23 protein-coding genes and 1 pseudogene are annotated in these 22,074 nt (G+C 68.5%); 8 read left to right on the top strand and 16 right to left on the bottom strand.

The window, feature by feature from the left end:
- Window positions 1-24 precede the first annotated feature (24 nt).
- The 12 genes and pseudogenes from C7M71_RS30180 to C7M71_RS32820 all read right to left on the bottom strand — a co-directional run bounded on the left by C7M71_RS30180 (window position 25) and on the right by C7M71_RS32820 (window position 11,705).
- On the bottom strand, window positions 25-996 hold the full coding sequence (locus tag C7M71_RS30180) for a Ppx/GppA phosphatase family protein (protein WP_229759012.1): 972 nt from the start codon (window positions 994-996) through the stop codon (window positions 25-27).
- A 56-nt stretch (window positions 997-1,052) separates the two neighbouring features.
- Window positions 1,053-1,874, bottom strand: a complete 822-nt coding sequence (locus C7M71_RS30175) for a phytanoyl-CoA dioxygenase family protein (RefSeq protein ID WP_111488880.1) — start codon at window positions 1,872-1,874, stop codon at window positions 1,053-1,055.
- Between the two features lie 49 nt (window positions 1,875-1,923).
- Window positions 1,924-3,156, bottom strand: coding sequence for a tRNA lysidine(34) synthetase (locus C7M71_RS30170; protein ID WP_111488878.1), 1,233 nt, complete (start codon window positions 3,154-3,156; stop codon window positions 1,924-1,926).
- 81 nt (window positions 3,157-3,237) lie between these two features.
- Window positions 3,238-3,447, bottom strand: a complete 210-nt coding sequence (locus tag C7M71_RS30165) for a hypothetical protein (RefSeq protein ID WP_111488876.1) — start codon at window positions 3,445-3,447, stop codon at window positions 3,238-3,240.
- 192 nt (window positions 3,448-3,639) lie between these two features.
- A complete protein-coding gene (gene eno / locus C7M71_RS30160) occupies window positions 3,640-4,923 on the bottom strand; it encodes a phosphopyruvate hydratase (protein WP_111488874.1) in 1,284 nt (427 codons plus the stop codon).
- 197 nt (window positions 4,924-5,120) lie between these two features.
- The gene (locus tag C7M71_RS30155; RefSeq protein WP_111488872.1) at window positions 5,121-5,882 is read right to left on the bottom strand and encodes an ABC transporter permease; all 762 of its coding nucleotides are present in this window, start codon (window positions 5,880-5,882) and stop codon (window positions 5,121-5,123) included.
- 3 nt (window positions 5,883-5,885) lie between these two features.
- Window positions 5,886-6,635, bottom strand: a complete 750-nt coding sequence (locus tag C7M71_RS30150; RefSeq protein WP_111488870.1) for an ABC transporter permease — start codon at window positions 6,633-6,635, stop codon at window positions 5,886-5,888.
- A pseudogene (locus tag C7M71_RS30145) lies at window positions 6,632-7,507 on the bottom strand (ATP-binding cassette domain-containing protein); the annotation flags it as partial. The gene C7M71_RS30150 and the pseudogene C7M71_RS30145, both read right to left, overlap by 4 nt.
- A 71-nt stretch (window positions 7,508-7,578) precedes the next feature.
- On the bottom strand, window positions 7,579-8,907 hold the full coding sequence (locus C7M71_RS30140; RefSeq protein WP_111488866.1) for a metallopeptidase TldD-related protein: 1,329 nt from the start codon (window positions 8,905-8,907) through the stop codon (window positions 7,579-7,581).
- A 43-nt stretch (window positions 8,908-8,950) separates the two neighbouring features.
- Window positions 8,951-10,294, bottom strand: coding sequence for a TldD/PmbA family protein (locus C7M71_RS30135; RefSeq protein WP_111488864.1), 1,344 nt, complete (start codon window positions 10,292-10,294; stop codon window positions 8,951-8,953).
- A gap of 41 nt (window positions 10,295-10,335) precedes the next feature.
- Complete coding sequence (locus C7M71_RS30130; protein ID WP_111488862.1) at window positions 10,336-11,439, bottom strand: PqqD family protein; 1,104 nt, start codon at window positions 11,437-11,439, stop codon at window positions 10,336-10,338.
- Between the two features lie 140 nt (window positions 11,440-11,579).
- Window positions 11,580-11,705 carry a hypothetical protein gene (locus tag C7M71_RS32820; protein ID WP_265737682.1) on the bottom strand — a complete coding sequence of 42 codons (126 nt, stop codon included), beginning with the start codon at window positions 11,703-11,705 and terminating at the stop codon, window positions 11,580-11,582.
- Window positions 11,706-11,865: 160 nt separating this feature from the next.
- Between C7M71_RS32820 and C7M71_RS30125 the strand changes: the two genes are divergently transcribed.
- Complete coding sequence (locus tag C7M71_RS30125) at window positions 11,866-12,657, top strand: nucleotidyltransferase domain-containing protein (protein WP_162824492.1); 792 nt, start codon at window positions 11,866-11,868, stop codon at window positions 12,655-12,657.
- A gap of 103 nt (window positions 12,658-12,760) precedes the next feature.
- Window positions 12,761-13,609, top strand: coding sequence for an ArsR/SmtB family transcription factor (locus C7M71_RS30905; protein ID WP_162824490.1), 849 nt, complete (start codon window positions 12,761-12,763; stop codon window positions 13,607-13,609).
- A 72-nt stretch (window positions 13,610-13,681) separates the two neighbouring features.
- Here the strand turns inward: C7M71_RS30905 and C7M71_RS30115 are convergent, their stop codons facing one another.
- Window positions 13,682-14,458 carry an IclR family transcriptional regulator gene (locus C7M71_RS30115; protein ID WP_111488858.1) on the bottom strand — a complete coding sequence of 259 codons (777 nt, stop codon included), beginning with the start codon at window positions 14,456-14,458 and terminating at the stop codon, window positions 13,682-13,684.
- A 687-nt stretch (window positions 14,459-15,145) separates the two neighbouring features.
- Here C7M71_RS30115 and C7M71_RS30110 point away from each other — a divergent pair.
- The gene (locus C7M71_RS30110) at window positions 15,146-15,865 is read left to right on the top strand and encodes a helix-turn-helix transcriptional regulator (protein WP_162824488.1); all 720 of its coding nucleotides are present in this window, start codon (window positions 15,146-15,148) and stop codon (window positions 15,863-15,865) included.
- A 15-nt stretch (window positions 15,866-15,880) separates the two neighbouring features.
- Here the strand turns inward: C7M71_RS30110 and C7M71_RS30105 are convergent, their stop codons facing one another.
- A complete protein-coding gene (locus tag C7M71_RS30105) occupies window positions 15,881-16,978 on the bottom strand; it encodes an aminotransferase class I/II-fold pyridoxal phosphate-dependent enzyme (protein WP_111488854.1) in 1,098 nt (365 codons plus the stop codon).
- Window positions 16,979-17,000: 22 nt separating this feature from the next.
- On the opposite strand from C7M71_RS30105, the gene C7M71_RS30100 reads away from it, so the two are divergent.
- Entirely contained in the window at window positions 17,001-18,104 is a 1,104-nt protein-coding gene (locus C7M71_RS30100) for an alkaline phosphatase family protein (protein WP_229759266.1), read from the top strand.
- Between the two features lie 94 nt (window positions 18,105-18,198).
- Window positions 18,199-18,945, top strand: coding sequence for an alpha/beta fold hydrolase (locus tag C7M71_RS30095; RefSeq protein ID WP_111488976.1), 747 nt, complete (start codon window positions 18,199-18,201; stop codon window positions 18,943-18,945).
- A gap of 107 nt (window positions 18,946-19,052) precedes the next feature.
- On the opposite strand, the gene C7M71_RS30085 is transcribed toward C7M71_RS30095, so the two are convergent.
- Window positions 19,053-20,249, bottom strand: coding sequence for an alpha/beta hydrolase family protein (locus C7M71_RS30085; RefSeq protein ID WP_111488852.1), 1,197 nt, complete (start codon window positions 20,247-20,249; stop codon window positions 19,053-19,055).
- A gap of 472 nt (window positions 20,250-20,721) precedes the next feature.
- Between C7M71_RS30085 and C7M71_RS30075 the strand changes: the two genes are divergently transcribed.
- Both C7M71_RS30075 and C7M71_RS30070 read left to right on the top strand, forming a co-directional pair.
- Window positions 20,722-20,973, top strand: coding sequence for a DUF6400 family protein (locus C7M71_RS30075; RefSeq protein WP_175607835.1), 252 nt, complete (start codon window positions 20,722-20,724; stop codon window positions 20,971-20,973).
- Window positions 20,957-21,202 (top strand): hypothetical protein, encoded by a 246-nt coding sequence (locus C7M71_RS30070; RefSeq protein ID WP_111488846.1) that lies wholly within the window; start codon window positions 20,957-20,959, stop codon window positions 21,200-21,202. Before C7M71_RS30075 ends, C7M71_RS30070 begins: the two co-directional genes overlap by 17 nt.
- A gap of 160 nt (window positions 21,203-21,362) precedes the next feature.
- Here the strand turns inward: C7M71_RS30070 and C7M71_RS30065 are convergent, their stop codons facing one another.
- On the bottom strand, window positions 21,363-21,647 hold the full coding sequence (locus tag C7M71_RS30065; protein ID WP_407675960.1) for a hypothetical protein: 285 nt from the start codon (window positions 21,645-21,647) through the stop codon (window positions 21,363-21,365).
- Here C7M71_RS30065 and C7M71_RS30060 point away from each other — a divergent pair.
- Window positions 21,610-21,972 (top strand): VOC family protein, encoded by a 363-nt coding sequence (locus C7M71_RS30060; RefSeq protein ID WP_111488844.1) that lies wholly within the window; start codon window positions 21,610-21,612, stop codon window positions 21,970-21,972. The two genes, C7M71_RS30065 and C7M71_RS30060, sit on opposite strands and share 38 nt — an antisense overlap.
- Window positions 21,973-22,074: the final 102 nt, after the last annotated feature.

Here is a 22,074-nt window from a genome sequence, read left to right as displayed (position 1 = left end):
CGGAACGCGAGCCGCGGGCGCGGTTCAGCCGACGAGACGGTGTGCCAGCCCGTCCAGCAGACCGTGCCTGCTGACGACGATCTCGGGGAATCCCAGCCTCTCCATCGCGGTGAGCAGGATGAGGGACCCGGCCGGGATGACGTCCACCCGTCCTGGCTCGATGACGTCGATGGCGGCGCGCTGCGCCCGGTCGGCAGACAGCAGCAGGCGGCTGACCTCGCGGACCTCGTCGATGTCGAGCCGCACCCCGTGCACCCCGTCCTTGCTGCCCCTTCGGACCGCCGCCAGCGTGGTGACGGAGCCGCCGACACCGACCAGCGTGGGCCGGGGCGCGAGGGGAAGCCGGGCCGCCGCCCCTCCGAGAGCCGCCTCGACATCCCGGCGCACGGCTGCGATGCCCTCCGGCGAGGCCCGGTCCAGCGATCCTTCCGAGTCGGCAAGGTGCCGCTCCGTCAGCCGTACGGACCCGATGTCCAGGGAGACGGACGCATGGACGTCCAGGGCGCCGGACGTGGTACCCCCGCTCTCCGGGGCACTCCTTGCCGAAGCTCCGACAACGCACTCCGTGGAGCCGCCCCCGATGTCGATCACCAGCCAGGGGCCTGGGCCGGTCGACAGGCTCCCGACGGCGCCGGCAAAGGAGAGGCCGGCCTCCTCGTCGCCGCTGATCACCTCGGGACGCACACCGAGGATGCGCTGCACACCGGAGAAGAACTCCGCGCGGTCGGCCACGTCCCGGGTGGCGGAGGTGGCGACGAATGCGACGCTTTCGGCCTTGAGTTCCTCGATGACTTGGGCGAACTCCGCGCAGGCCGCGAAGGTGCGCTCCAACGCCTCGGGCGCGAACCGCCCGGTCCGTCCGACCCCCTGCCCGAGCCGCACGATCCGCGACCGGCGGGCGAGTTCGACCACCGCGCCGGTGTGAGCGTCTCGCTCGGCCACGAGCAGCCGGATGGAGTTGGTGCCGCAGTCCACAGCCGCGACTCTCACAGCCACGTTCCGCCCCATTCGCTTCATTCTGGTCCTGACCTGTCGTACCCCGCCGCTGCCCGTCAGACCGAGATGACCGGGAAGCGCGGGTGGTCGAGCGGCTTGTCGATCTCGAGGTCGAGTCCGTCCGTACGGTGGTTCGGCGCACCGGTGAACCGGGCTGCCGGCGGCAGCCACTGCGTGGTGTAGACCCAGCGGGGGCTGTCCGTGGTGTTCGGCGGGGCATAGTGCGTGATGCCGAGGTGGTGCACGGTGGCGTCGCCGGGCATCAGGTGCAGCGGCGGTGACGCCTCGAACTTCTCGGCCACCCACGGGTTCTCGTCCAGCAGGTTGATCTTGTCATGCCGGTTGAGATAGCGCCCGAGGGCGCCGATCCGGTGCGAGCCGCTCAGGAAGCGCATGGTGCCCTTCTCCGGCGGGCACTCGACCAGTGGGATCCACATGGTCAGCGCGCCCATGCGGTCCAGCGGGTGGTGCGGGAAGTCCTGGTGCCAGGGAGTCTCGGTCCCGCCCTTCTCCTCGGCGGGTACCTTGACGAAGAAGTGGTCGAAGTAGAAACGGACGGCGTCCAGACCCATCAGCCGGGCGGCGCCGGCGGCCAGCTCCGGTGAGTGACTGACCTTCTTGATCCAGTCATCGTGGTGAGACGGTCCGTCCCAACGCTCGTACCACTTGAACTCGTTGGCCTGAAGGTCCTTGGGGGCCGCGCTGCTGAGCGTCAACGGGTCGGCGCCCATCTTCGCCTGCCCGTGGGCAAGCAGTTCCTCCACCAGCCACGGCTGCATAAAGCCTTCGAGTCTGACCCAGCCGTGCTCCAGGTAGTGGGCGACCTCGTCGTCCGTGATGGCGCGTACGCCCTTGCCCGGGTTGTCCAGATCGGACATGGTGATGGCCTCCTTCGTCCCGTTCCGTCGTGCCTCAGCTCAGCTCAGTTCAGTTGGGCGTGGCTCCGGTGAGCATCCGCTGGAAGCGGCGCAGCAGCGGGAAGGGGACGGTGCGCTCGGTGTGGAAGCCGAGCTGCTCGTTGTACGTGTACTCGACCGGGTCCTTGAGGCTGAGCTCGGACATGCCCCGCGCCAGCTGCTCCAGGTATCCGGGGAACTGGGACTGCATGGCGTACACGACGCTGTAGTAGAGGTTGCGGCCCAGCGAGAAGCACGGGTAGCGGGCGTCGTAGTTCTCCAGCGAGAACTTGGGGAAGCAGCCGTCGATGATGCGCTTGGGGCACAGCCACAGCGGCAGCACCAGGGTCACGTCGCCGATGGTTCGGACCGGGAAGCCGGCGGGCTTGAGGCCGCTTGAGACGCGGAAGAGGTTCTCGCAGACGATGTCTTCGAGGTTGACGCCGGTCACGATGTACTGAGTGCCGAGCTCGCGGGCGTACTTGGACAGTGCGAGCCGGATCATCAGGGTGCCCAGGAACTCGAAGTCGTCGCCCTGGAACTCCTGCTCGAAGCGGTCGATCAGATCGACCGAGTCACGCGGGATGCCGAGCAGGTCCTTGACCTCGTCGGCCTCCATGACCTTGAGATCGAGGCCGTAGTTCTCGCAGAGCGCCTCGGCCCGCGGCACCCCGGCATCCCAGTCCGGGATGCCCTTGAGGATCACGGGGCGGACGGTGATGCCGTGGTCCTTGAGCCGGCTCAGGCCGTACAGCATGGCGTTGCTGTCACCGCCGCCGCTGACGCCGACCACGAGTGTGGAGCCCGCCGGGACGTGCTGCCGGACCGTGTCGCCGACGCGATCGGCGATGATCTGCTTGCACTCCTCGGGACTCAGCTTCTTCAGGAACGCCTCTGCGGTCCCGGTCTCGTTGTCCAGCCGCTGGTAGATGTACTCGGTCGCCTCCGCACCCGGGGTCTCACTCTCGATCAGCTTGAAGGCCCCGAGGGAGAACTTGAACGGATTGACGTTCCGGTTGAAGTAGAGCAGCACCTCGGCGCCCTCCTCCAGCTCGCCGAGGCGCACGTCCAGGGACGGGAACAGCTGCGGGGCCTCACCCGCCTTGTGGATGACGTAAGCGGAAATGGCGGACCACGGCACATTGTGCCGGTTCAGCACATCGATGAGGCGGTCGTCGCTGTTGCCGCTCAGCGTCTGCCGGCCATGCGAGGTGACGACGGCGACCGACGGCGGATTACCGTGGAAGACGGGGTTCGTGGGCATAACCGGTCCTATCTGATCCCTGACAGCGAGCAGTGGGAGACGAGGTGGGTGGGCCGCCACAGGGGCGGCCCACCCGGGGTGCTACTGGGCGCCGGTCTCGCAAGAGCCGCCAGTGATGGCCTCAAGGCCGTGCTTCGACGCCGGGACGGCCGCACGCAGGGTGCGCATGGCCTCCAGGTCGGCGACGGAGAGCGACACGCGCTCGGCGACACCGCCGGCGGCGATCAGCTCGACAGCCTCGTTCTTGAGGTTGAAGTTGGTGCTCTGCACCGCGGGGGAAACGGCGATCATGCCATCCTCCAGAGGTCAGTGCCGGGACCTTTTCCCGACTGGCCTCGACACTAGGCCGGTGCACCGCCCGCACCGTCGACACCTGCATCAACGTGCCATTGGGCGCTGGGCGTTGGCAGCATCATGACAATGGATCGGCCACCGGTTTCCGCCAGGTGGCCGATCCACGGAGGGCTGCCGGGTGGCGAGGTGTCAGGAGCGCACAAAGAGCGCCGTGCGGCCCGCGTACTGGGCCTGGGAGCCCAGCTCCTCCTCGATGCGGATCAGCTGGTTGTACTTGGCCGTACGGTCCGAGCGCGACATCGACCCGGTCTTGATCTGACCGCAGCCCGTGGCGACGGCCAGGTCCGCGATGGTGGTGTCCTCGGTCTCACCGGAGCGGTGCGACATGACAACCGTGTAGCCGGCCTTGTGGGCCGCGTCGACGGTGGTCAGTGTCTCCGTGAGGGAGCCGATCTGGTTGACCTTGACCAGAATGGAGTTGGCGTAGCCGCCACGGATGCCGTCACGCAGTCGGTCGACGTTGGTCACGAACACATCGTCACCGGTGAGCTGGATCCTGCCGCCCAGCTCACGCGTGACCTGCTTCCACCCCTCGATGTCGTCCTCGGCCATGGCATCCTCGATGGAGGCGACCGGGTAGCGCGTGACCAGCTCGGCGAGGTAGGCGATGTGCTCCTCAGCGGAGCGCTTCACGCCTTCGCCTGCGTAGTCGTACACGCCGTCGCGGTAGAACTCCGAGGTCGCCGGGTCCATGACGAGGGTGATGTCCTCGCCGGGCGTGTAGCCCGACGTCTCGATGGCGTCGACGATGAACTGCAGGGCCTCGTCCGCCGTGGTCAGAGCGGGAGCGAAGCCGCCCTCGTCGCCCACACCGGTGCTGTGACCGGCGTCGGACAGGGACTTGCGCAGGGTGTGGAAGATCTCTGACCCGATGCGGACGGCGTCGAAGAAGTTCTCGGCGCCGATCGGGGCGATCATGAACTCCTGGAAGTCCAGAGCGTTGTTGGCGTGCGCGCCGCCGTTGATGATGTTCATCATCGGCACCGGAAGCAGGCGCGCGCCGGCGCCTCCGACGTAGCGGTAGAGCGGCACGCGGTGCGCGGCGGCGGCGGCCTTGGCGGTGGCCAGCGAGACGCCGAGGATCGCGTTGGCCCCCAACCTGCCCTTGTTCTCCGTGCCGTCGAGTTCGACCATGGTCCCGTCGATCAGGGCCTGGTCCTCGGCGTCGAGTCCGGTGAGTGCCTCGGCGATGACGCCGTTGACGGCGTCGACGGCCTTGCGCACGCCCTTGCCGTGGAACCGGGCGGAGTCGCCGTCGCGGAGCTCGACGGCCTCGTGGGCACCGGTGGAGGCGCCGGAGGGAACTGCCGCGCGGCCGAGCGATCCGTCCTCGAGCACGACGTCGACCTCGACGGTCGGGTTGCCCCGGCTGTCGATGACCTCACGTCCCACGACACGGCTAATCGCAGTCATTTCTCTCCTACTGTCGTCAGCTGTATGCACGTCAGTGCGGGTGGCGTTTTGCCGGTGGTCCAACGGCGCCGTTGCCGTGCCCAGGTCACACCCTATCCACGTCCGGTGTACGGCCACCCGGAGCCCGCCACCACCTACTCGGCAGTAAGTTCACCGCTAAGAAGCAGATTTGACGCTGCGCCAGGGGTGGCCAGGGGTCAGCCCGAGGACCGGCCCAGGCGGTGGGTGGCCCGCTGGACCGCCCACATCATGAAAAGCGAACTGACCGCGAACCAGCCGGCCCCCACCCCCAGTTCCACCAGGAACTCGCCACCGTTCCAGCTCCCGCCCGCGAGCCGACCTGCCACCGCAGCCATGACATGGGTGACGGGAAGGACTTCCGACAGCGGTTGCAGGAAGGCCGGAAGCCGGTCATGCGGGATCAATGTGCCGGTGAGCATCATCAACACGAGGTCGGCCACGTTCGGTCCGATGAACAGGTCCTCGATCAGCAGCGCCAGCGCCGACAGGGCAAGGCCCAGGCCGGCAGTGGTCACGACAGCCAGACTCAGCAGGCCGGTGTACGCGGGCACGCCGATCGGCAGCGATCCGTAGAGCGCACAGCACACCAGATAGGTGCAGAGTCCGCCCACGACACCGTCCGCGATGTGTGGCAGTGCCCGCTGGCAGGCCGCGCCGAGCTTGTTCTGCGGCGAGGCGAGCCAGGTGCCGAGCGTGCCGTACGACCGCTCATTGCCGACCGCGAGGGCCATGCCGTAGATCACCGCACTCGCGCCCGCGAGCAGACTCGCGCCGATCAGCATGCGGCCGATGGCGGCACCGTAGTAGTCGGCCAGCGAGACGCAGGCAATCGCCAGACCGATCGGGCGGACGATCCGGGAGCTGACATAGCCCAGCGGGTTGAGCCAGGTGAACAGGGCCTTGTACGACAGCAACGCGCCCTTGATGTAGGTGGTCACCGGTCACATCTCCATGGGGACGGCGTCACGGCGGGCGGAGTACTCCACGCGCCGGATCAGCAGTACGACGAGCACCGCGTAGCCGGCGGTGAGAGCCAGTGCGAGAGCGAGACTGCCCGCCGAGCCGCCGCGCACCCAGGCCATGACGTGTGCCTGTGGCATCAGCTGGGCCAGTGCCCGCACCGGTCCGGGCAGGGCCGACTGCGGCACGACCAGCGCGGACAGCGCCATGACCAGACCGGTCAGGCCGTTGACCATGCCGGAGGAGTAGGGAAAGCGGAGCACGGCTGCCGCGAGCAGACCGACCACGGACATGGTGGCCAGTGTCAGCAGTACTCCGCCGACCAGCCAGCGGCTCCAGGCGAAGCTGTCGTCGACACCCCACAACAGCGCCAGAACCGCGAACGTTCCAGGGACCGCGATCAGGGTCTGCACCGCGATCCCGCTCAGTCGGCCGAGTACGAGGGGCACCATGCCGCCCGGACTGCCGAGCGCTGCGTACAGCGTCTTCCACTGCTTCTCGCCGAGCAGACTGAGCACGACGAGCACGATGGCGGAGTCCAGGACACCGATGCCGGCGGAACCCACGGCCATGTCGCTCGTGGTGCCGGCCGCGCCCGTGCCATGCGCCCGGTTGCTGTGGATGACAAAGGCGAAGACGCACGGCATCGCGAGTGTGCCGAAGACTGCCATCGGGCTCGTCGCGTGCATCCTGAACTGGTCGAGCACCGACCTGAGGTACGTGTTGTTCACGAGACGGCCACCATCTCCAGGAAGACCTCCTCAAGGGTGGGCGGGGTGACCGCCACACTCAGCGTCCGGCCCGGAAAACGCGCCAGGAGCCACTGCACAGCCGCCGGCCCGTCGGTGGCCCGCAGGATCGCCGTCGAGCCGGTCCGCTGCTCGTCCAGCAGACCCGGGCAGTCACCAACCCCGTCAGGGACCTCAGCTTCGGCGAAGTCGATCCGCACGGTGTGACCGAGCCGTTCCGCCGCGGCCAGGCGCAACGCGGAGGCGGTGGACTCGGCATGGATCCGGCCGTCCCTCATCAGCACGATCCGGTCGCTGAGCTCCTCGGCCTCACGCATGTCGTGAGTGGTCAGCAGGATGCTGCGGCCCTCCGCGGACAACTCGGCGACCAGGGCGCGCATCGCGGCAGCGGACTGCGGATCCAATCCGGCCGAGGGCTCGTCCAGGATCAGCACGGCCGGATCGTGCAGCAGCGCGCGGGCCAGGTGAAGTCGCTGCTTCATGCCGCGCGAGAACGACCCGACGGGATCCCCGGCCCGGTCGGCCAGGTTCACTGTCCGGAGCAGCTGGTCGGCCTTGCCTTCCAGAGCGCCGCCGCGCAGGCCGTACATCAGGCCGAAGAAGGTGAGGTTCTGCCGAGCGGTGAGCCGTGGGTACAGGCCGGTGTCACCCCCGAGGCTGAACCCGCAGGCCAGGGAGGCCTTCTTGCGGTCCTTCACCACGTCGTGGCCATCGAGCAGGACGGTGCCCGAGGTCGGCAGCAGCAGACCTGTCAGCATCCGCACGGTCGTTGTCTTCCCCGCCCCGTTCGGGCCGAGCACCGAGACGAGCTCGCCGGGCCGCACGGTCAGGTCGACGTCGTCAACCGCCTTGCGGACGGTTCCGTCCCGGGTGGTGAACACGCGGGTCAGGCCGGTGACATGAAGTCCCCGATCAGCAGCCAAGATCAGACCTCGTTCCTCTCGGACAGACGGGACAGGTCCATCGACAGCGGGGCGCCGCCGACAGAGAAGGGACCGGGGTGGTAGGAAGCGGTCTCACCGACCCCGGTGAGTGCGGCCAGGAAGTCGACGGCCTCTCCCTCCACCACGAGCGGCGCATAGGCGCCCGTCGGTACGCCGTCCACCGCTCGCGCGGCGAGCAGGCGGAGCGCCAGCTGTCCACCCGAGCGGAACTCCTCCACACCCAGGCTGCGCACATCGGTGACCAGGCAGCGTTCGCCACTCCACAGGTCGGGAGCCGCACCACCCGGCGCCAGCCGCACATTTGTGGCGGTGGGCTGCGGCTGGTATCGGCGTGCCTCCCAGGACGCGTGCCCGGTGAGACTGCGCGCCTTCCGGCCTCCGGTACCGACGACGGAGTTCAGCCGGGTGGCAACGGCCTGCTGCTCACCCTGCCGGGTCACCAGCTCCATCGCCCCGGTGGGCGTTCCCTCGCAGTCAAAAGCCCGCGCGGAGCAGCCGTCCGCAGTGCGCCCGTCGTCAACGACCGCGGTGCACAGCGGCCGGGGCTCGGCGATCGGGTTGAAGAGCAGCGCACTCACCAGGACCCGCAGCAGTTGGGCTGCCGCCGAGGGGAGGAACCCGATCTCGCTCCCGGGGAGGGAAGCCGATGCCGGGCCGAGCGCGGCGGCGGTCAGCGCCAGCTCACGACCGAGGGTGACCAGATCGATGCGCTTGAGATCAGCGGCGTAGTGGGAGACCCGGGCGACAGTCGCGCCACCGTCTGCGGATGCGGCGGCCTGCACCTCGGCCCCTCGGCAGACGCTCTGACCACGCGGGCCCGTGGAGTCGGCGAAGACCTGCTCGCCGAGTACCTCGGAGACAGCGAGGGTCCGCACGGCGCAGTCCGGCCCGGCTGCCTCGGCGAGCCGGGACAGCAGCGGTACCGGGTCGGTGGCGACCGACTCCAGACTCACCCTGCCATCACGGTTGCGCCACTCGCCCGCGTGTGGCACCTGGTCGGCCAGAGGGGTGCGGAAGGTGCCGAGCGGCAGCAGGAGCCGGCCGACGTCCAGGAGCCGGCCCACGGTCGCGGAACCCGGCGCGGGGGCATTGAGGTAGACCTCGCTGCCGTCGCGGGTGAGGCGCACATAGCCGTCGAACCGGCCCTGTCGCACCATCAGCTGCCCGCCGCCGGTTGCGGGGTCGACAGTCAGGCACCGCCGCCCGGTCCGGCCCAGATGGATGAACGCCCTCTCACCCGCTCGCAGTTCGCGGTTCACTGCGTCCGCGACGGCCAGTGCCTCGTCGCAGCCGCTGTCCAGTTGCCTCATGCCGCCGTCCTGCCTGCGGGCGCACTCTCGATAGTCGACCGGATCACGCGGCGCTCCAGTCGAGAGCCGCGTAGCGCATCGAAGGGGAGTACAGCCCGATCCCGATCAGCTGCCCCTGCTTGCCGCAGGTGGCGTTGTCGCCGCCGAAGTCCGACCCGATGCCTTCCAAGCGGGCCAGTGTGTCCAGTGCGTTGCCGACCAGGCTCACATCGCGGGCGGGAACCCGGTCGCCATTCGGTGTCAGGTAGTGGCAGTTGAGTGCCGCGAACGAGAACTCGCCGGTGCCGAGATTGATCATTCCAGCGCCCAGGCCGCCGACATGCAGCACGCCGGAGCCCTCGCCCCGCAGCAGCAGTGCAGGGTCGTCCGCACCGGGCACCACCACGGTGTTGGCGGCCCGAGGGATGGCGGGGCTGCGGAAGTCGACACGGCGGGCGTTGGCGGTGCGTCGGAGGCCACCGCGCTGCGCGGTGCGCAGACAGGTGACAGGGGAACCGATCTCGCCGTTCTGGAGCAGGGTGGTGACCGTCGCGGTGAAGCCTTCGTCGTCGGCCGGGTACGAGCCGTAGCCGTGCTCCACGGTCGGGTCGTCGCGCAGCGACAGTGCCGCCGGCAGGGCCCCCGGCCGGCGCAGCCCCCTGATGTAGTCGCTGTCGAGCCGGAAGTTGTCCGCCTCCAGCGCGTGTCCCACCAACTCGTGCAGGAATCCGGCCGCCGCAGAGGGCCCGAAGACCACCGGAGTACGGTGCTTGCCAATGAAGGCGGCCTTGGCAGAGTCCCGAGCATGGCCCAGGGCCGTGTTCACCAGGTCCTCGACCGATGCGTCCGCATCGACCGCAGCCGTCCCCTTGCGCAGCCAGCGGCTGAGCCCGCGATAGCGCCGACCAGCCGCGAGCAGACCGGCCTCGACCCGACGACGCAGCGTGTACGACGCACCCGCGTAGGCGGCGCCCTCGCTGTCAGCCACGGCGTAGCGCCGGCAGGTCGCATCCTCCACGGAGCGGACGGAGTAGGGGTCCCCGTCCTGCCCCACCAGCCATGCCTGCGGATCCACCGGCCGGAAGCCCGCCGTGCCCGGGCCGGGCACCCAGGGGGGCGTGGCTGCCGGACGCGGGGCGCCAAGCCAGTCGGCGACGGTGTCAACCTGGTCCGGGGTCACCGCCCTGTAGCGCCAGCGACCATCCTTCAGGGCCAGGCACCCCAGGCCCTCCCGCAGGTCCCCGCAGGTGGCCGACGGCTCGCCTGATGTGCACTCCACACTCACCGCCAGCGTGGACTCAGCGAAGACCTGGAGATAGTCCGCTGCACCGCGCAGTTCACGGGCGGCCCAGCCGGCGATGTCTCTCAGCTGCTCGATGCCTGGCGCGGACACCAGCTCAGCGCTCATGATGCCGTTCGCATTTCCGTTGTCGTCGGTTGCGTGCCGCGTCAGACCGAGCTCAGCCGGGAGAAGGGCTCGGTGCCGACGAGGCCCTTGTTCCGTAGGGCTGCCAGGACCGACTCGACGCGGGCTCGGGGCATGTCCTTGAGCGAAGGGACACTCGCCCCAAGGTCGCGGACTGCCTCCACGATGTCCTCCACCGAGCGGCCGTCGCACAAGGCCCAGATGAAGGCCGGAGCTTCCTTGAGCAGCAGCTGCCGACCGAGCTCCCAGTGGAGCAGGATGCCCTCGCTCGTGTGCAGCACGTTGAAGCCGGTGCTGCGCCACAGGCCGTCCTTCGCCGTCCCGGGCCGCCAGCTCGGCCAGGCTCCGAGCGGAGTGCCTGTGTTCGCAAGGAGCTGCGCGACCGCTATGCAGGTCTGGACAAAAAGGATCAGTTCCTCGGCGGCTTCGGCACCTCCGTCGGTCCAGGCACCGCGCTGGAAGTGGGTGAACAGATCCACGGGGAAGCCCTCGACGGGGGTGCGCGCCAGCTGCTTGTAGACCCACTTGTTGCTGAAGTACAGGTCTCCGGCTGCTGACACCACAGCCTTGCCCGCGAACGCGACCAGGTGCTGCCCGGCGAACGCCGCAGTGTCCAGATCGCCCTCGGCGGCCGCGCCGAGGAAGTCTTCCAGATGTCCGTTGATGGCGGCGGCCGAGTAGTTGACCATGGTGCGCCGGAGCGCCGGGAGAGCGTCGCTGATACGGCCACGGAGCGCCGTCAGGCGCTCCGAGTCGACCACGGTCTCGGAGGCGTTGAGTCGGAAGACGAAGTCCAGTGCCTTCGGTAGTCCATGAAGGGCTGTCAGGTTGTCCCGGCGCAGCTCGAAACCGGTGAGGTCGGCGACGAATGCTTCGACCTCGCTGAGTGAGCACCGTTCGACGTCGATCCGGTGGCCGTCGACGCTGAACTGGGTGGCCTCGTCGCCGGCGTGGCCTCGGTGGCCGGTCAGCGCGAAGAGATCCGCGTCGCTGGTCGCGTTTCCCAGGCCGGCCGTGAGGCTGCCGCCGATGTAGATGGAGTCGATGTCTGTATCAGCGTCAGCCGCAAGGGTGTGTCCGAGCTTGCGGGCCGCCGCGAGCTTCTGCTCGACTGCGGGGCTGGCCATGTCCCGTGGTTCCCATCTCTCAAGCAGGTCTTCTGCGGCATCCCGAGCGAGGCGTGCCGGGGTAGGCGAGGCGTGCCGGGGTGTTGGAGGCACATCCGAGGTGGCGAGGGACGGTGAACCGGCCCTCGCCACCGTCTTCGTCAGACGTTGACCACATTCACGACGTTGACGACGTTGACGACGTTCGCCGCGGCGGCCGCGTTCTCCTCGTCGGAGTCGAACTCGACGATGTCCTCGTCGACCTCGATGACGTTCAGGTCCTCCATCACACACCTCCCCAAACGAGAGTTCGGTTTCGCTTGATCCGATTTGAACATGTGCGGACACGACCAGCCCACGCGTTCGGTCCTGGCCGAACACCTATGCGCAACTGCCCGAGATCGTGGTCTAAGATCCGCGAGACCTCTGAGGGAAGGGGACGTTGGGATGGATGGCACCAAGGCGGCCGAGGACTGGCTGTCCCCGCTACGGCAGCATGGCCTGATCCCCCGCGGGGCGCTCGCGGTGTTTGTCGTCGGCTCTGCCGCTCGGGGCTGGCACAACCCGCGCAGCGACTTCGACGTCTACGTCGTCACCCGTACGGAGCGCGTCTCCTCGTCCGGCGGCACGGTCCCGGTCCCGCTCGAACCGCCGCGACTGAGCACCGAGTTGTTCTACACGCAGAGCCGACGCTGGGATGTCACGTACTGGCTGGACAGCCAGATCGACCAGATCTTCGCCAAGGTCTCCTGGGAGGCGTTCGAGACCGGCCGGGTCACCGAGGACACCCTGGTCCTGCGAGAGGAGCTGCTGTTGGGGCGGCTGGGCAGCTGCCTGCCGCTGCTGGGCGAAGCCTGGCTGGCGCGGTGCCGGTCCCGGCTCGCGGAATCGGCATTCCACTCCTTCGCCGTGGTCCGCTCGCTCGGCGCCGCTGACGACGCCGTCGAGGACGCACTCGGCCAGCTGGAGGCCGGAGACCTGGAAAGCGCGACGATCTCGGCGCGCCTGGCCTTCGGACATGTCATCAACGCCCTGTTGGAGAGCCACGGAGAGTACGGCAGCCATCTGCCGAAGTGGCGGCCCAACCGCTTCAAGGCAGTGGCTCCGCAGGCCATCAGCTTCGCCGACTACTGGCGAGTGGAAACCATGGAGGGATACGACCCCGCAGACCCGGCCCCCTGGATCGAGGGCGTGCTCACGCTCTGCCAGGACCTGGCCATGCGAGTGGAGACCTCATGACCACCGGCGCGACCCAGGCACGGGGGGTGCCCTCGTGATCCGTCTCCACGTCGATGACGACAGCCTGCAGACCACACGGCTCGCCTTCAGCCCGCTGTGGGAAATGATCGGCAGCATCGGCATCCTGGCCCGCTACCGGGGTGTGGCCCCCTCGCCGTACACGAACTGGGCACGAGGAGTGCGCCGTGGCATGCCGACCGAGTTCGCCAGGGATCTGGTGGAGCGGTTACGGCAGCCCGAGCGTCCCCTGTTCCCCCCGGACTTCGTACCGCTCCCCGACGCTGCCCACAACACCATCGAAGCCGAACTGCGGCAGGTTCGGCAGCGGCATCGCGGGTCAGTCCAGGCGGAACGGTTCATCGGACTCCTGGAGCGGTACTGGGAGTGGGCCATCGCCCCGCACTGGACCTCGATCCGCTCCTCGCTGGAGGAGGAGATCCTCTTCCGCGGCCGCACACTGGCGGTGGGCGGCGTGGAAGCGATGCTGGCCGAGCTGGGCGGCCGCATCACCTGGACTCCGCCGCTCCTGACCGCGCCGTACCACCGTGACCTGGATGTCACCCTGAGCCACTCGAAGCTCCTCCTGGTACCCACGGTCTTCGCCGGCGGCCTGCGGCTGTTCATGGAGGAAGACGGCGTCGTGGCCATGTCCTACCAGGCCCGGGCCACGGGGTACTTCCATGTGCTGACCGCTCCGGGCCGGGACACGGTGGCGGACGACCGGCTGGCCCTCCTCCTCGGCAAGGGCCGGGCACAGGTCGTACGTGCCCTGGTGGTTCCGCAGACCACGACGGCCCTGGCAGCCTCCCTGGGCGTCGCCAAAAGTACCGTCTCCCAGCATCTGTCGGTCCTCAGCGAGGCGGGCATCGTCTGGAAACAGCGCCTGGGCGGGCGCGTCCTCTACCAACTCGACTCGGCGGGGCTGGGGTTGCTACGACAGCTGGGGCTCTGACCCCGGGCCCGAGGCACCGGACACCCCCGGCCCGGACCGGCGCGAGGACGACGGCGCAGTGCGCAGGATCGACTACATGCTCGCCGACAGCCCCGCCGTGCGCGGAGCGCCGAGATCCCGTGAGACACCCCGCGCGACTTCGCGGACCGCAATCGCGTAGTCCCGACGCATGTCATCCGCCAGGAGCCGCTCGACAGGGCCGACCAGCCCGAGTGCCCCCGCGACCAATCCGGTGCGGTCGAAGACCGGGGCGGCGATCCCGGCATCGCCCAGGGTCAGTTCCTGGTCGTCGAGGGCGTACCCGGTGCGCCGCACCCCGTCCAGCTGGGACTTGAGGACCAGCGGGTCGTCGACGCTGACGCTGGTCACCCGGTACAGCTCGCCACCCAGTAACTGCTCGCGCTGATCGGCGGGGAGGAACGCGACGATCGCCTTACCCAGGGCGCAGGTGTTCCACGGCAGGCTGGCCCCCGTTTCCAGCGTCTGCAGGGCGTCCCCGGGACGGAACTGATGGTGGATCACCAGGACGTCGGGCTTGTTCAACACCCCCACCCAGACGGCCGAGTCAACCCGGCCTGCCAGATGGTCGGCCCAGGCGGCGGCGCGGGCACGCAGCTCATGGGAGTCCAAATACGCGTTGCCGAGCACCACCAGGCCCGGACCCAGTTGGTACCGAGCAGTCTCGGGGTCCTGACAGACCAACCCCTCGCGCTCCAGCGTGCGCAGCAGGGCATGGGCGGTCGGCTTGGACACTCCAATCCGATCCGCGAGCGCCGTCACACCGAGCTGCGGTGTCGCGGTAGCCAGTTCCCTCAGGACGTGGACCGCCCGTTGAACCGCTTGAATCATCGCGCTTACCTCGAAGACTCCTCGGAAAGAGGCCGCAGCGCGGGACCGACACGGATAGGTGCCCGCTCACCCGGTTGAGGGAGTTCTCAGACGTCCGGCAGACCCCCGGCAGGACACCTGCACGCGCAAGCTTCCCATACTGCGACCACCACGTGCGCGGCGTTCGACGACTCCGGCCTTCCCTGCGCCCGGCAGATCGGTCACAGCGGACCGGCCGACGGGGCACTGCCGGCTGCGCGAGATGCCCACCACAGCCGACCGGACAGGAGCCGAAGGGGCGAACCGGACAGTTTGATGAGCGATAGGAATGATTTCACGCGAACATCTGGCGAAAATTCGCCTCTCCCTCGACAACCCGGTCGGCAGGAATTACGTCCACGCCGGCGCTCGACTCCGTCCGGTCGGGCTGTCCAATAACGTTGAAAAGGACTCCGTGTTCAGTGATGATGAACAGCGGTAGGCCGGAACCGGACCGGTCACGCCAGTCGGGGGTCGCAGCGTCGTGGCATCGGGGGCCGCCCACCCCATCCGACCCTCACCGCTCGTCTTCCCACTCGCCGACAACGGCCGACGCCCCACCGCATGCTGTCCGCGACCGAAGGAGATCGGTCGAGAAGACATGAGGAGCAGCCAGTGCCCAACACTGCAGGGTCATCAACGGAGTCAGCCGCCCCCACGCTCAAGGAGTTGCGCGACCAGGCACAGCAGTTGGCGGAGATGGCCGACCGCCTCTCCGGGAGAGAGATCGCCGCAACGCCCGGGACCCAGCCACCCTGCCCACCCGTCGAGGACGCCCGCACAGTCGCAGCGCGTCTGCTCCAACGGGTCGGCGACCGGGTGGTGCGGGCGCAGTGCAGCTACGCCGAGGGCCCGCACGAGTTCGCCGATCCCTTTCTGGACCGTTTGCACACCCAATTCCTCGCCCGGAACGGTGAAATGCGGCTGCTGATCCCCAGCGGGCTGCTGAGGGACGAGGAGGCACTCGCCCGACTGGATGAACTCGCCGCCTCCGGGGCACAGATCCGGATATCACCCTGCGAATTGCCCACCGCCACAGTCTTCGACGGCCGGGTGGGGTTGCTCAGCTCGACCCGCGGTGCACCGCTCACCGTGATCAGCGACCCCGAAACCGCCCGGGCCATGTCCGTGCTGCACAACGCCGTCTGGGCACGGGCCGTCGATCTCAGTTCCGCACATGCGGGGTGGATCGACGATGACAGCGCGGCTCGGGTGCTTCAAGCGGCGAGCCGGGGCTACACCGACGAGAAGGCCGCCCGGGTCCTCGGCCTGTCGGTACGGACCTACCGCCGCCGCGTGGCGGCACTGCTCGACCGTCTCGACGCGACCTCGCGCTTCCAGGCCGGAGTGCGCGCGGCCCAACTGGGGCTGATCGACGCATCGGCCTGACCCGTGTGGCACCCTTCACTTCAGGCGCCTGCGGAAATCACCCATCCGCTCCTCACTGAGCGGCACGCTGACCCGGTACTTGTGGGCAATGCCCAGCAAGCGTTCCGACCACAGCGGCTGGAGCTTGCCGATGATGCCCCGGCTCTCGAGCCACTGCTGCGCCGCGGTGTCCTGCTCCTCATACATCACATAGGGGACGTCCGAGTGGGACGTGTCCGCGACCGGCACTCCCGCGGACGTCAGCAGCGCGGTCATCTCGGCCTTGGCGGTGTGCACGCGCTGCCGCAGCGCGGCGGTGGCGTCGCCCAGCGCCAGCACGGCTCTACCCAACCGGATCGACAGCGAGGAGGCGAGCATGGGCGGCACGACCGCCCGCACCCGAGGGGTGAGCGAACGGTGGGTCAGGGCGTAGGCCAGCCGCAGACCACCCATCCCATACGCCTTGGACAGCCCACGCAGGACCACGAGGTTGGGCAGTTCCTCGACAAGGACAGCCGAGCTGTACGACGGCGGACAGTAGTTTGCATACGACTCGTCCACCACGACGACGGCACCCTGCGGGGCGACGGCCTCGCACAGGTGACGCAGCCCGTCCAGTCCTGCGTCCCTGTCGGCTTCCGCCGCGACCAGGCTGGGACGTTCCACCAGAACGAGTCGGCAGCCCAGCACCCGAATATGGTCGACGAGCCCGCCCCGGGTGAGCCCGTCGAAGAACGCCGAGGCGCAGACGCCGCCCTGCTGTTCAATCCAGTGCGGCAGATCGGGGTAGACATCGCCGGTGACGTACACCGGACGGCCCTCGGCCAGCTGGGCCAGCGCGTGCAGCAGCGATATCACTCCCGCCCCACAGGTGATCTCGCAGTCCCAGCCCGCGCGGCCGAAGAGCTCCCCGACCGTGGGGCCGAGCTCCCTGTCGCCGTACGGGTCCTGAACGAAGTAACTGTGCAGATAAGGCAGTCCGGCCTTCTGCTCCGCCAGGAGTTCGGCACCCATGAGTGAGGAAAGGTCGATGGAGAGAAACCGGCGTTCGTCCAGGGTCCAGGCCAGATTGAGCAGATCCGGTCCATCAACCAGCGAGCGCAGTCTCCGGTACGACGCATTCGCAAGGGCCATGGTGGGTACACCGCTTCACTTGGTGGGGGGCAGAGAGGATCAAGCGACGTGCGCTGAGTCCTCCCTTACTACCGCCGAAACCTCCATCACGAGCGTCCGTGGCAGGATCTCCGCCCTGCTGCGGCAGGAATCTGCCACGCCGGCCCCACGGGATGTCGTACTTCTCGGCATCGACGGCCTGGCGCACGACTTTGCGGCCGAATGCTGGCCCGATGTCTGCCGGATCGACCGTCTGCGGTCGGTTTTCCCCACGACGACCTCGGCAGGCTTCCTCTCCGCCCTCACCGGCCTGGACGTCCCCCGACATCGCGTCCCTGGTGTGGTATTTGCCGGCCCAGAGGGCTCGCGGGAGCTCATCAACGTCTTCGAGTACCAGGGCGAGCACCTCACCCCCGCCAAGGAGACCGTCTTCACCGATGCCTGCGGTCTCGGCTATCGCCCGCTCGCCGTCCAGGGCGACATGGAGGCGTACGGCGGTTCCTGGCGCAACGCTCTGCTTCGCGGTGCCGAACCGGTCATCGGGCACCGTTTCTACAGCCCGGACGCGGGTCCGTACTCGGAGCGCGATCCGGACCTGTTGGCGGATCTCGTCGGTGACGCCCTGGTCCGGACGCTCGCTCTGCCCGGTGCCAGGCCACGGCTCGTGTGGTGCTACGTCGAACTCGACCGCCATATCCACCACTTCGGCTACGACAGACACGCCGCCCGCTTCCTGACCAAGATCGAAGCCTTGGCCCGCAGGCTGGCCGACACCGGCACGGTGGTACTCGCACACGCCGACCACGGGCTCACCCCGACCCGCCCGGACCCCGACCTCGCCGAGCTGCTCGACACACTGGCCCGCAAGCACGGCTTCCGGATGGGCGGCGCCGGCCGCACCCGGTGGCTCTATTCGCCACCGGGCGTGACCGAAGCCGTCGCTGCCGAACTGGCAGCGAAACTCCCGGAATCGGTGCGCCTGGCCGGGGCTGAGGACCTCTTTGCCGAGAGCGTGCGGGACCGGGTCGGCGAACTGCTGCTCATCGCCGAGGGAGACACCTTCCTCGCCGACCCCGAATACCGCTACGAACACGGTTCCCTGACCGCCGCCGAATTGGACACTCCGTTCGCAGCCTGGGGAGCGTGACGCAACGCCGTGCCCGGCCGACTGCTGTCGGCAGCACGGCATGCCGGCGCAGCCCGTCGGTGCGATGTCGGTGGACACGTCCATACGTGTGCGCATGACTGAGCTCCACGTGTCAGCTGATGACGGCCGGTCCATCGCCGCTCTCGACGACGGATCCGGGCCCAACCTGCTGGTGGTCCACCCAGGTGGCGGGGATGCGACGACCTGGGACGGCGTCACCCGCCACCTCATCGACCCTCACTCGGTGATCACTGAGGCATCCGACATTGTCGCCGTCGCGGGTCTCCTGAAGCCCCCCGCGCTGCTCGTGGGACATTCCTCGGGCGCCGTCGCCGCGCTGGAAGCCGCATTGCTGGACCCGTCGGCGTTCGCCGGACTCTTCCTCTACGAACCGCCGATGCCCACCAAGGAGTTGATCGCCGGGACTGCGGGCGAACGAGCTCGCGCCGCGTTCGACGGGGGCGATCCGGTCGAGGCGATGCGGATCCATATGCGGGACATCGTCCGCATGCCCGCGAAGGTGGTCGATGCCAGGTTCGCCGACCAGCATGTGCGAGCGGCATTCTCCGCGTACGCGGCGGCACAGATCGCAGACAACGAGGCGATCGACGCGCTCGGCACCGGTGTTGATCGCTTCGCGACGCTCGACCTACCGACGACCCTGGTCGAGGGCGATCTCAGCCCCGCCCACCTGCGCGAACGTCTGACTGACATGGCGGCAGCCCTGCCGAACGCGCGGATCGTCACGCTTCCTGGCCAGGGACACACCGCCCACCTCAACGCTCCTGACACCCTGGCTGACGCCATCCGGGACATCGCGGGACAGATCTTCCACCTGTAACCGAACTGGTGCCGTGACCGCGTGACACGGCCGTGCACGCGGCGCAGGTAGGCGGCGAGTCTGCGGATCGACCAGCGGGTGAAGGGCCGGCCTATGTGGTCAGAGCACTAGCCGAGGGTCTTGGCCAGGTAGTTGAAGACCGTTTGGTGGAGCAGGTACATCGCCCCCTCGTGGCAATGCTGGCCCGCGCCGTCCGCATTGCGCATCACCACGTGCTCATGCGGTGCGCGCAACTCTGCGGCGATCTTGGCCGCCTGACCGGCGAAGACCTTGTCGTCCTCGCCCTCAAGGATCAGGACGGATGTCTGGATCCTGTGGAGGTCGTCCACGGTCAGGGTGTAATCGGCGGTGCTGCGGACGTACTCGGCGACGTTCGCGACCCCGTTGACCCAGACACCATTCTGCAGGCCCCAGCGAGCATTGGTGTCGTTCCTGGTCATCGTCTCAAGCAACGGGATTGCCTCGGCGTCTCGCCCCTCCTCGATGAGGCGCAGCGTGGCTGCGGGGATCGGCGGGTAGGACGCGTAGAAGGTCGTCACGCCGTCGTTGCACACGATCGCCGCCGACCGGTGGTCGTAGGCCGCGTACCGCGCCACCAGGTATCCACCCAGGCTGTAGCCGAAATGCACGATCTTGTCGCTGTCGATCTCGGACACGGTCAGGGCGTAGTCGACCACCGGGCCCAACACGTTCTCCCAGTCCGGCCGGTACGGCACGTTCTTCTCCCGGATCATCCAGCCCCGGCCCGGGCCGTCGTAGGCCAGAAAGTTGTAGCCGCGCCGCAGCGCTGCCGCACCGATGACGAAGTAGCCCTCCTCGCGGGTGGAGTCGAAGCCGTTGGTGTAGATGACGGTCGGTCGCGGTTCCCCGCTGTCATCGACGAGGAACAGATAACCGGGCATCTCACCGTCCGCGTATGGGATGGTCACTTCGCGGAAAGGACCGTCCAGCAAGGCCCCGGCTTTGACGAGGTAATCCTTGGAAAGCCGCGACAGTTCGAGGACCTGGGGATCGTTGAGCGGATCCTTGCGTCGGTAGAACTCGGCTGACCGGTAGTAACTCGATGCGCGGAGGAACGCTTCACGCGCGCTGACCGTGTCGCCGACCTCCAGTGACGCCTCGCCTCGTTTCGCGGTGCGTTCGGCGGTCGCCTTCCAGGCTGCGGTCCACGCGTCCTCGTCACCCTCGGGGATCTGCGCTGTGGTGACGATGACCTCGCCGATGTCAGCACCGGCGTCCCCGGCGAATCCCGCAGTACGCAGCGTCTCGAACTTGAATGCCTCATCTTTGAAAATAAACTCCATGAACCCATTCCCTCCTCAGGCTGGTGATGACAGTGAATTGTTGATATCTTGCCGTCAAAACCATATCCCGAGCGCATGCCCTCCGCACCCGGGGAAAAGGGACGTTCGGATGGGAGTGGAGTTCTGCCCGAGGGTGACGCCGCGCGACTGGAGGCGCAACGCCGTCTGCGGCTTCACACGCTGGGTCATCGCAGCCAGGCTCTCGGTGGCGAAATCCGGATCGGTGGTGATCCCGCAGCGTGTGGGGCCGACCGTGAAGTGCGTCACAGTGCCGGGGCGGATCGCCTCCGCCGTTCGGGGCTTGGCTGTCGACAACGGCCCACCCCTGTCGGCCGATCCGAGCTTGCCCCGTCGATGGGCCGGGTGGAGCGTGGCGCCGGGCGGTCCCGGGGCGACTTAGGTCACCCTTTTCTGCTGCTGTGGACGCCTGGTAGAGATGGTGGAGTTCCGCCAGCCCACCGGAAGTCTCGCCATGAACCAGGACAACACCGTCGGCCTCATCCCCTTCACGATCGACCTGACCTTCGAGGAAGCCCGGCGACGGGCCGAGGTCGTGGCCGCGCTCGGGCCCGACTGGGACCCGGTGGCCGCCCTCCGAGGCGAGGACGAGGCGTACGCCCTCCTCTACTCGAACCTGGACGACGAGCAGCAGCGCACCTATGACCTACTGGTGTCGGCCGGTGTCCTCCCAGGGGAGGAGCCGGGCCGTGCGGCTACCCATTGATCCACAGGCGGACCTCGCCCGTCGCGCCTGGGTGGCCTGCCCCGTCTGTGACGACGCCCGCCACTGCGCGACCTGCGCCGACCACCGCAACTGCGGCGAGCACTGGCGCTATCTGATCTCCAACAAGGGGCCGGTCGTCCACCTCCAGTGCCCGAAGTGCACGCACATGTGGTCGCTGAACACCCGGCCCGGAGTCGCCGGCCCCGACGACGGCACCCCCTGCTCCTGACGAATCGGGCCATCAGGGGATTCGCCGCCCAGCCCCGCCGTTGGGTCATCGATCGGACCTTCGGCCGGCCCGTGACGACGCAGCGCCCACCGGGAGGGTGTCGGCGCCTCGGGGGCTCTTGAAGGCGCTGCTCTCCGGTCAGGTAGTACGCGCGCCGCCGTCACTGCCCGTCGAGGGCGGCTGCGACCTGGTCCATGGTGCGTTTCCAGTGTGCCCGCTGCTGTTCGCGCTCCTCGGCGCTCGTCAGGTGCTCCTGGTGGAAACGGAGCAGCGTACGGGCCCCGTCGGCGGCGGGGGCGAGGGCGACCTGGACCGTGGTGGTGCCATGGGTGACGCGGATGCGGTCGGCCGGTCGGTAGCCGCGCACCTCGGCTGTTGCTCCTGCGGCCGTCCGGTAGGGAGCGCCGCTGCTGGCCGCCGGCCACATCGGCGAGGAGGCGGTCACCCAGCAACGCGGCCGCAAGACCTTCCGCGGCTATGCCGCAATCCGCCACCCCGAGGACCCGTTCGACGAGACCAGCGGCGTCGGCCGCGGCCGGCGACTGCTCTTCCAGGACGTCCCGGAGGGCAAGGAGGGCAAGGAGGGCAAGGAGGGCAAGAACCGCCTGCACCTCGACATCCACAGTGAGCCCGGCGGCCTCGAAAAGCTGGTGGCCCGGCTGGAGGACCTGGGAGCGGTCCGCGTCCGCGAGGTCGACAAGGGACCCGCCGGGCACTGGTGGATCATGCAGGACCCCAACACACGCGACTACCAGTTCTGTGCAGCATAGCCGCAGGTCAGCACCAACGACAGAGCCCCGCCCGGCACTTGGCCGAACGGGGCGTTTTGCTGTCCGGAGAGACCTACGACGCGTGGGTGGCGCGGTGATGCG

This window comes from Peterkaempfera bronchialis (genome assembly GCF_003258605.2).
Taxonomy (GTDB): Bacteria; Actinomycetota; Actinomycetes; order Streptomycetales; family Streptomycetaceae; genus Peterkaempfera; species Peterkaempfera bronchialis.
This window is presented reverse-complemented; position numbering and strand designations above follow the sequence as displayed.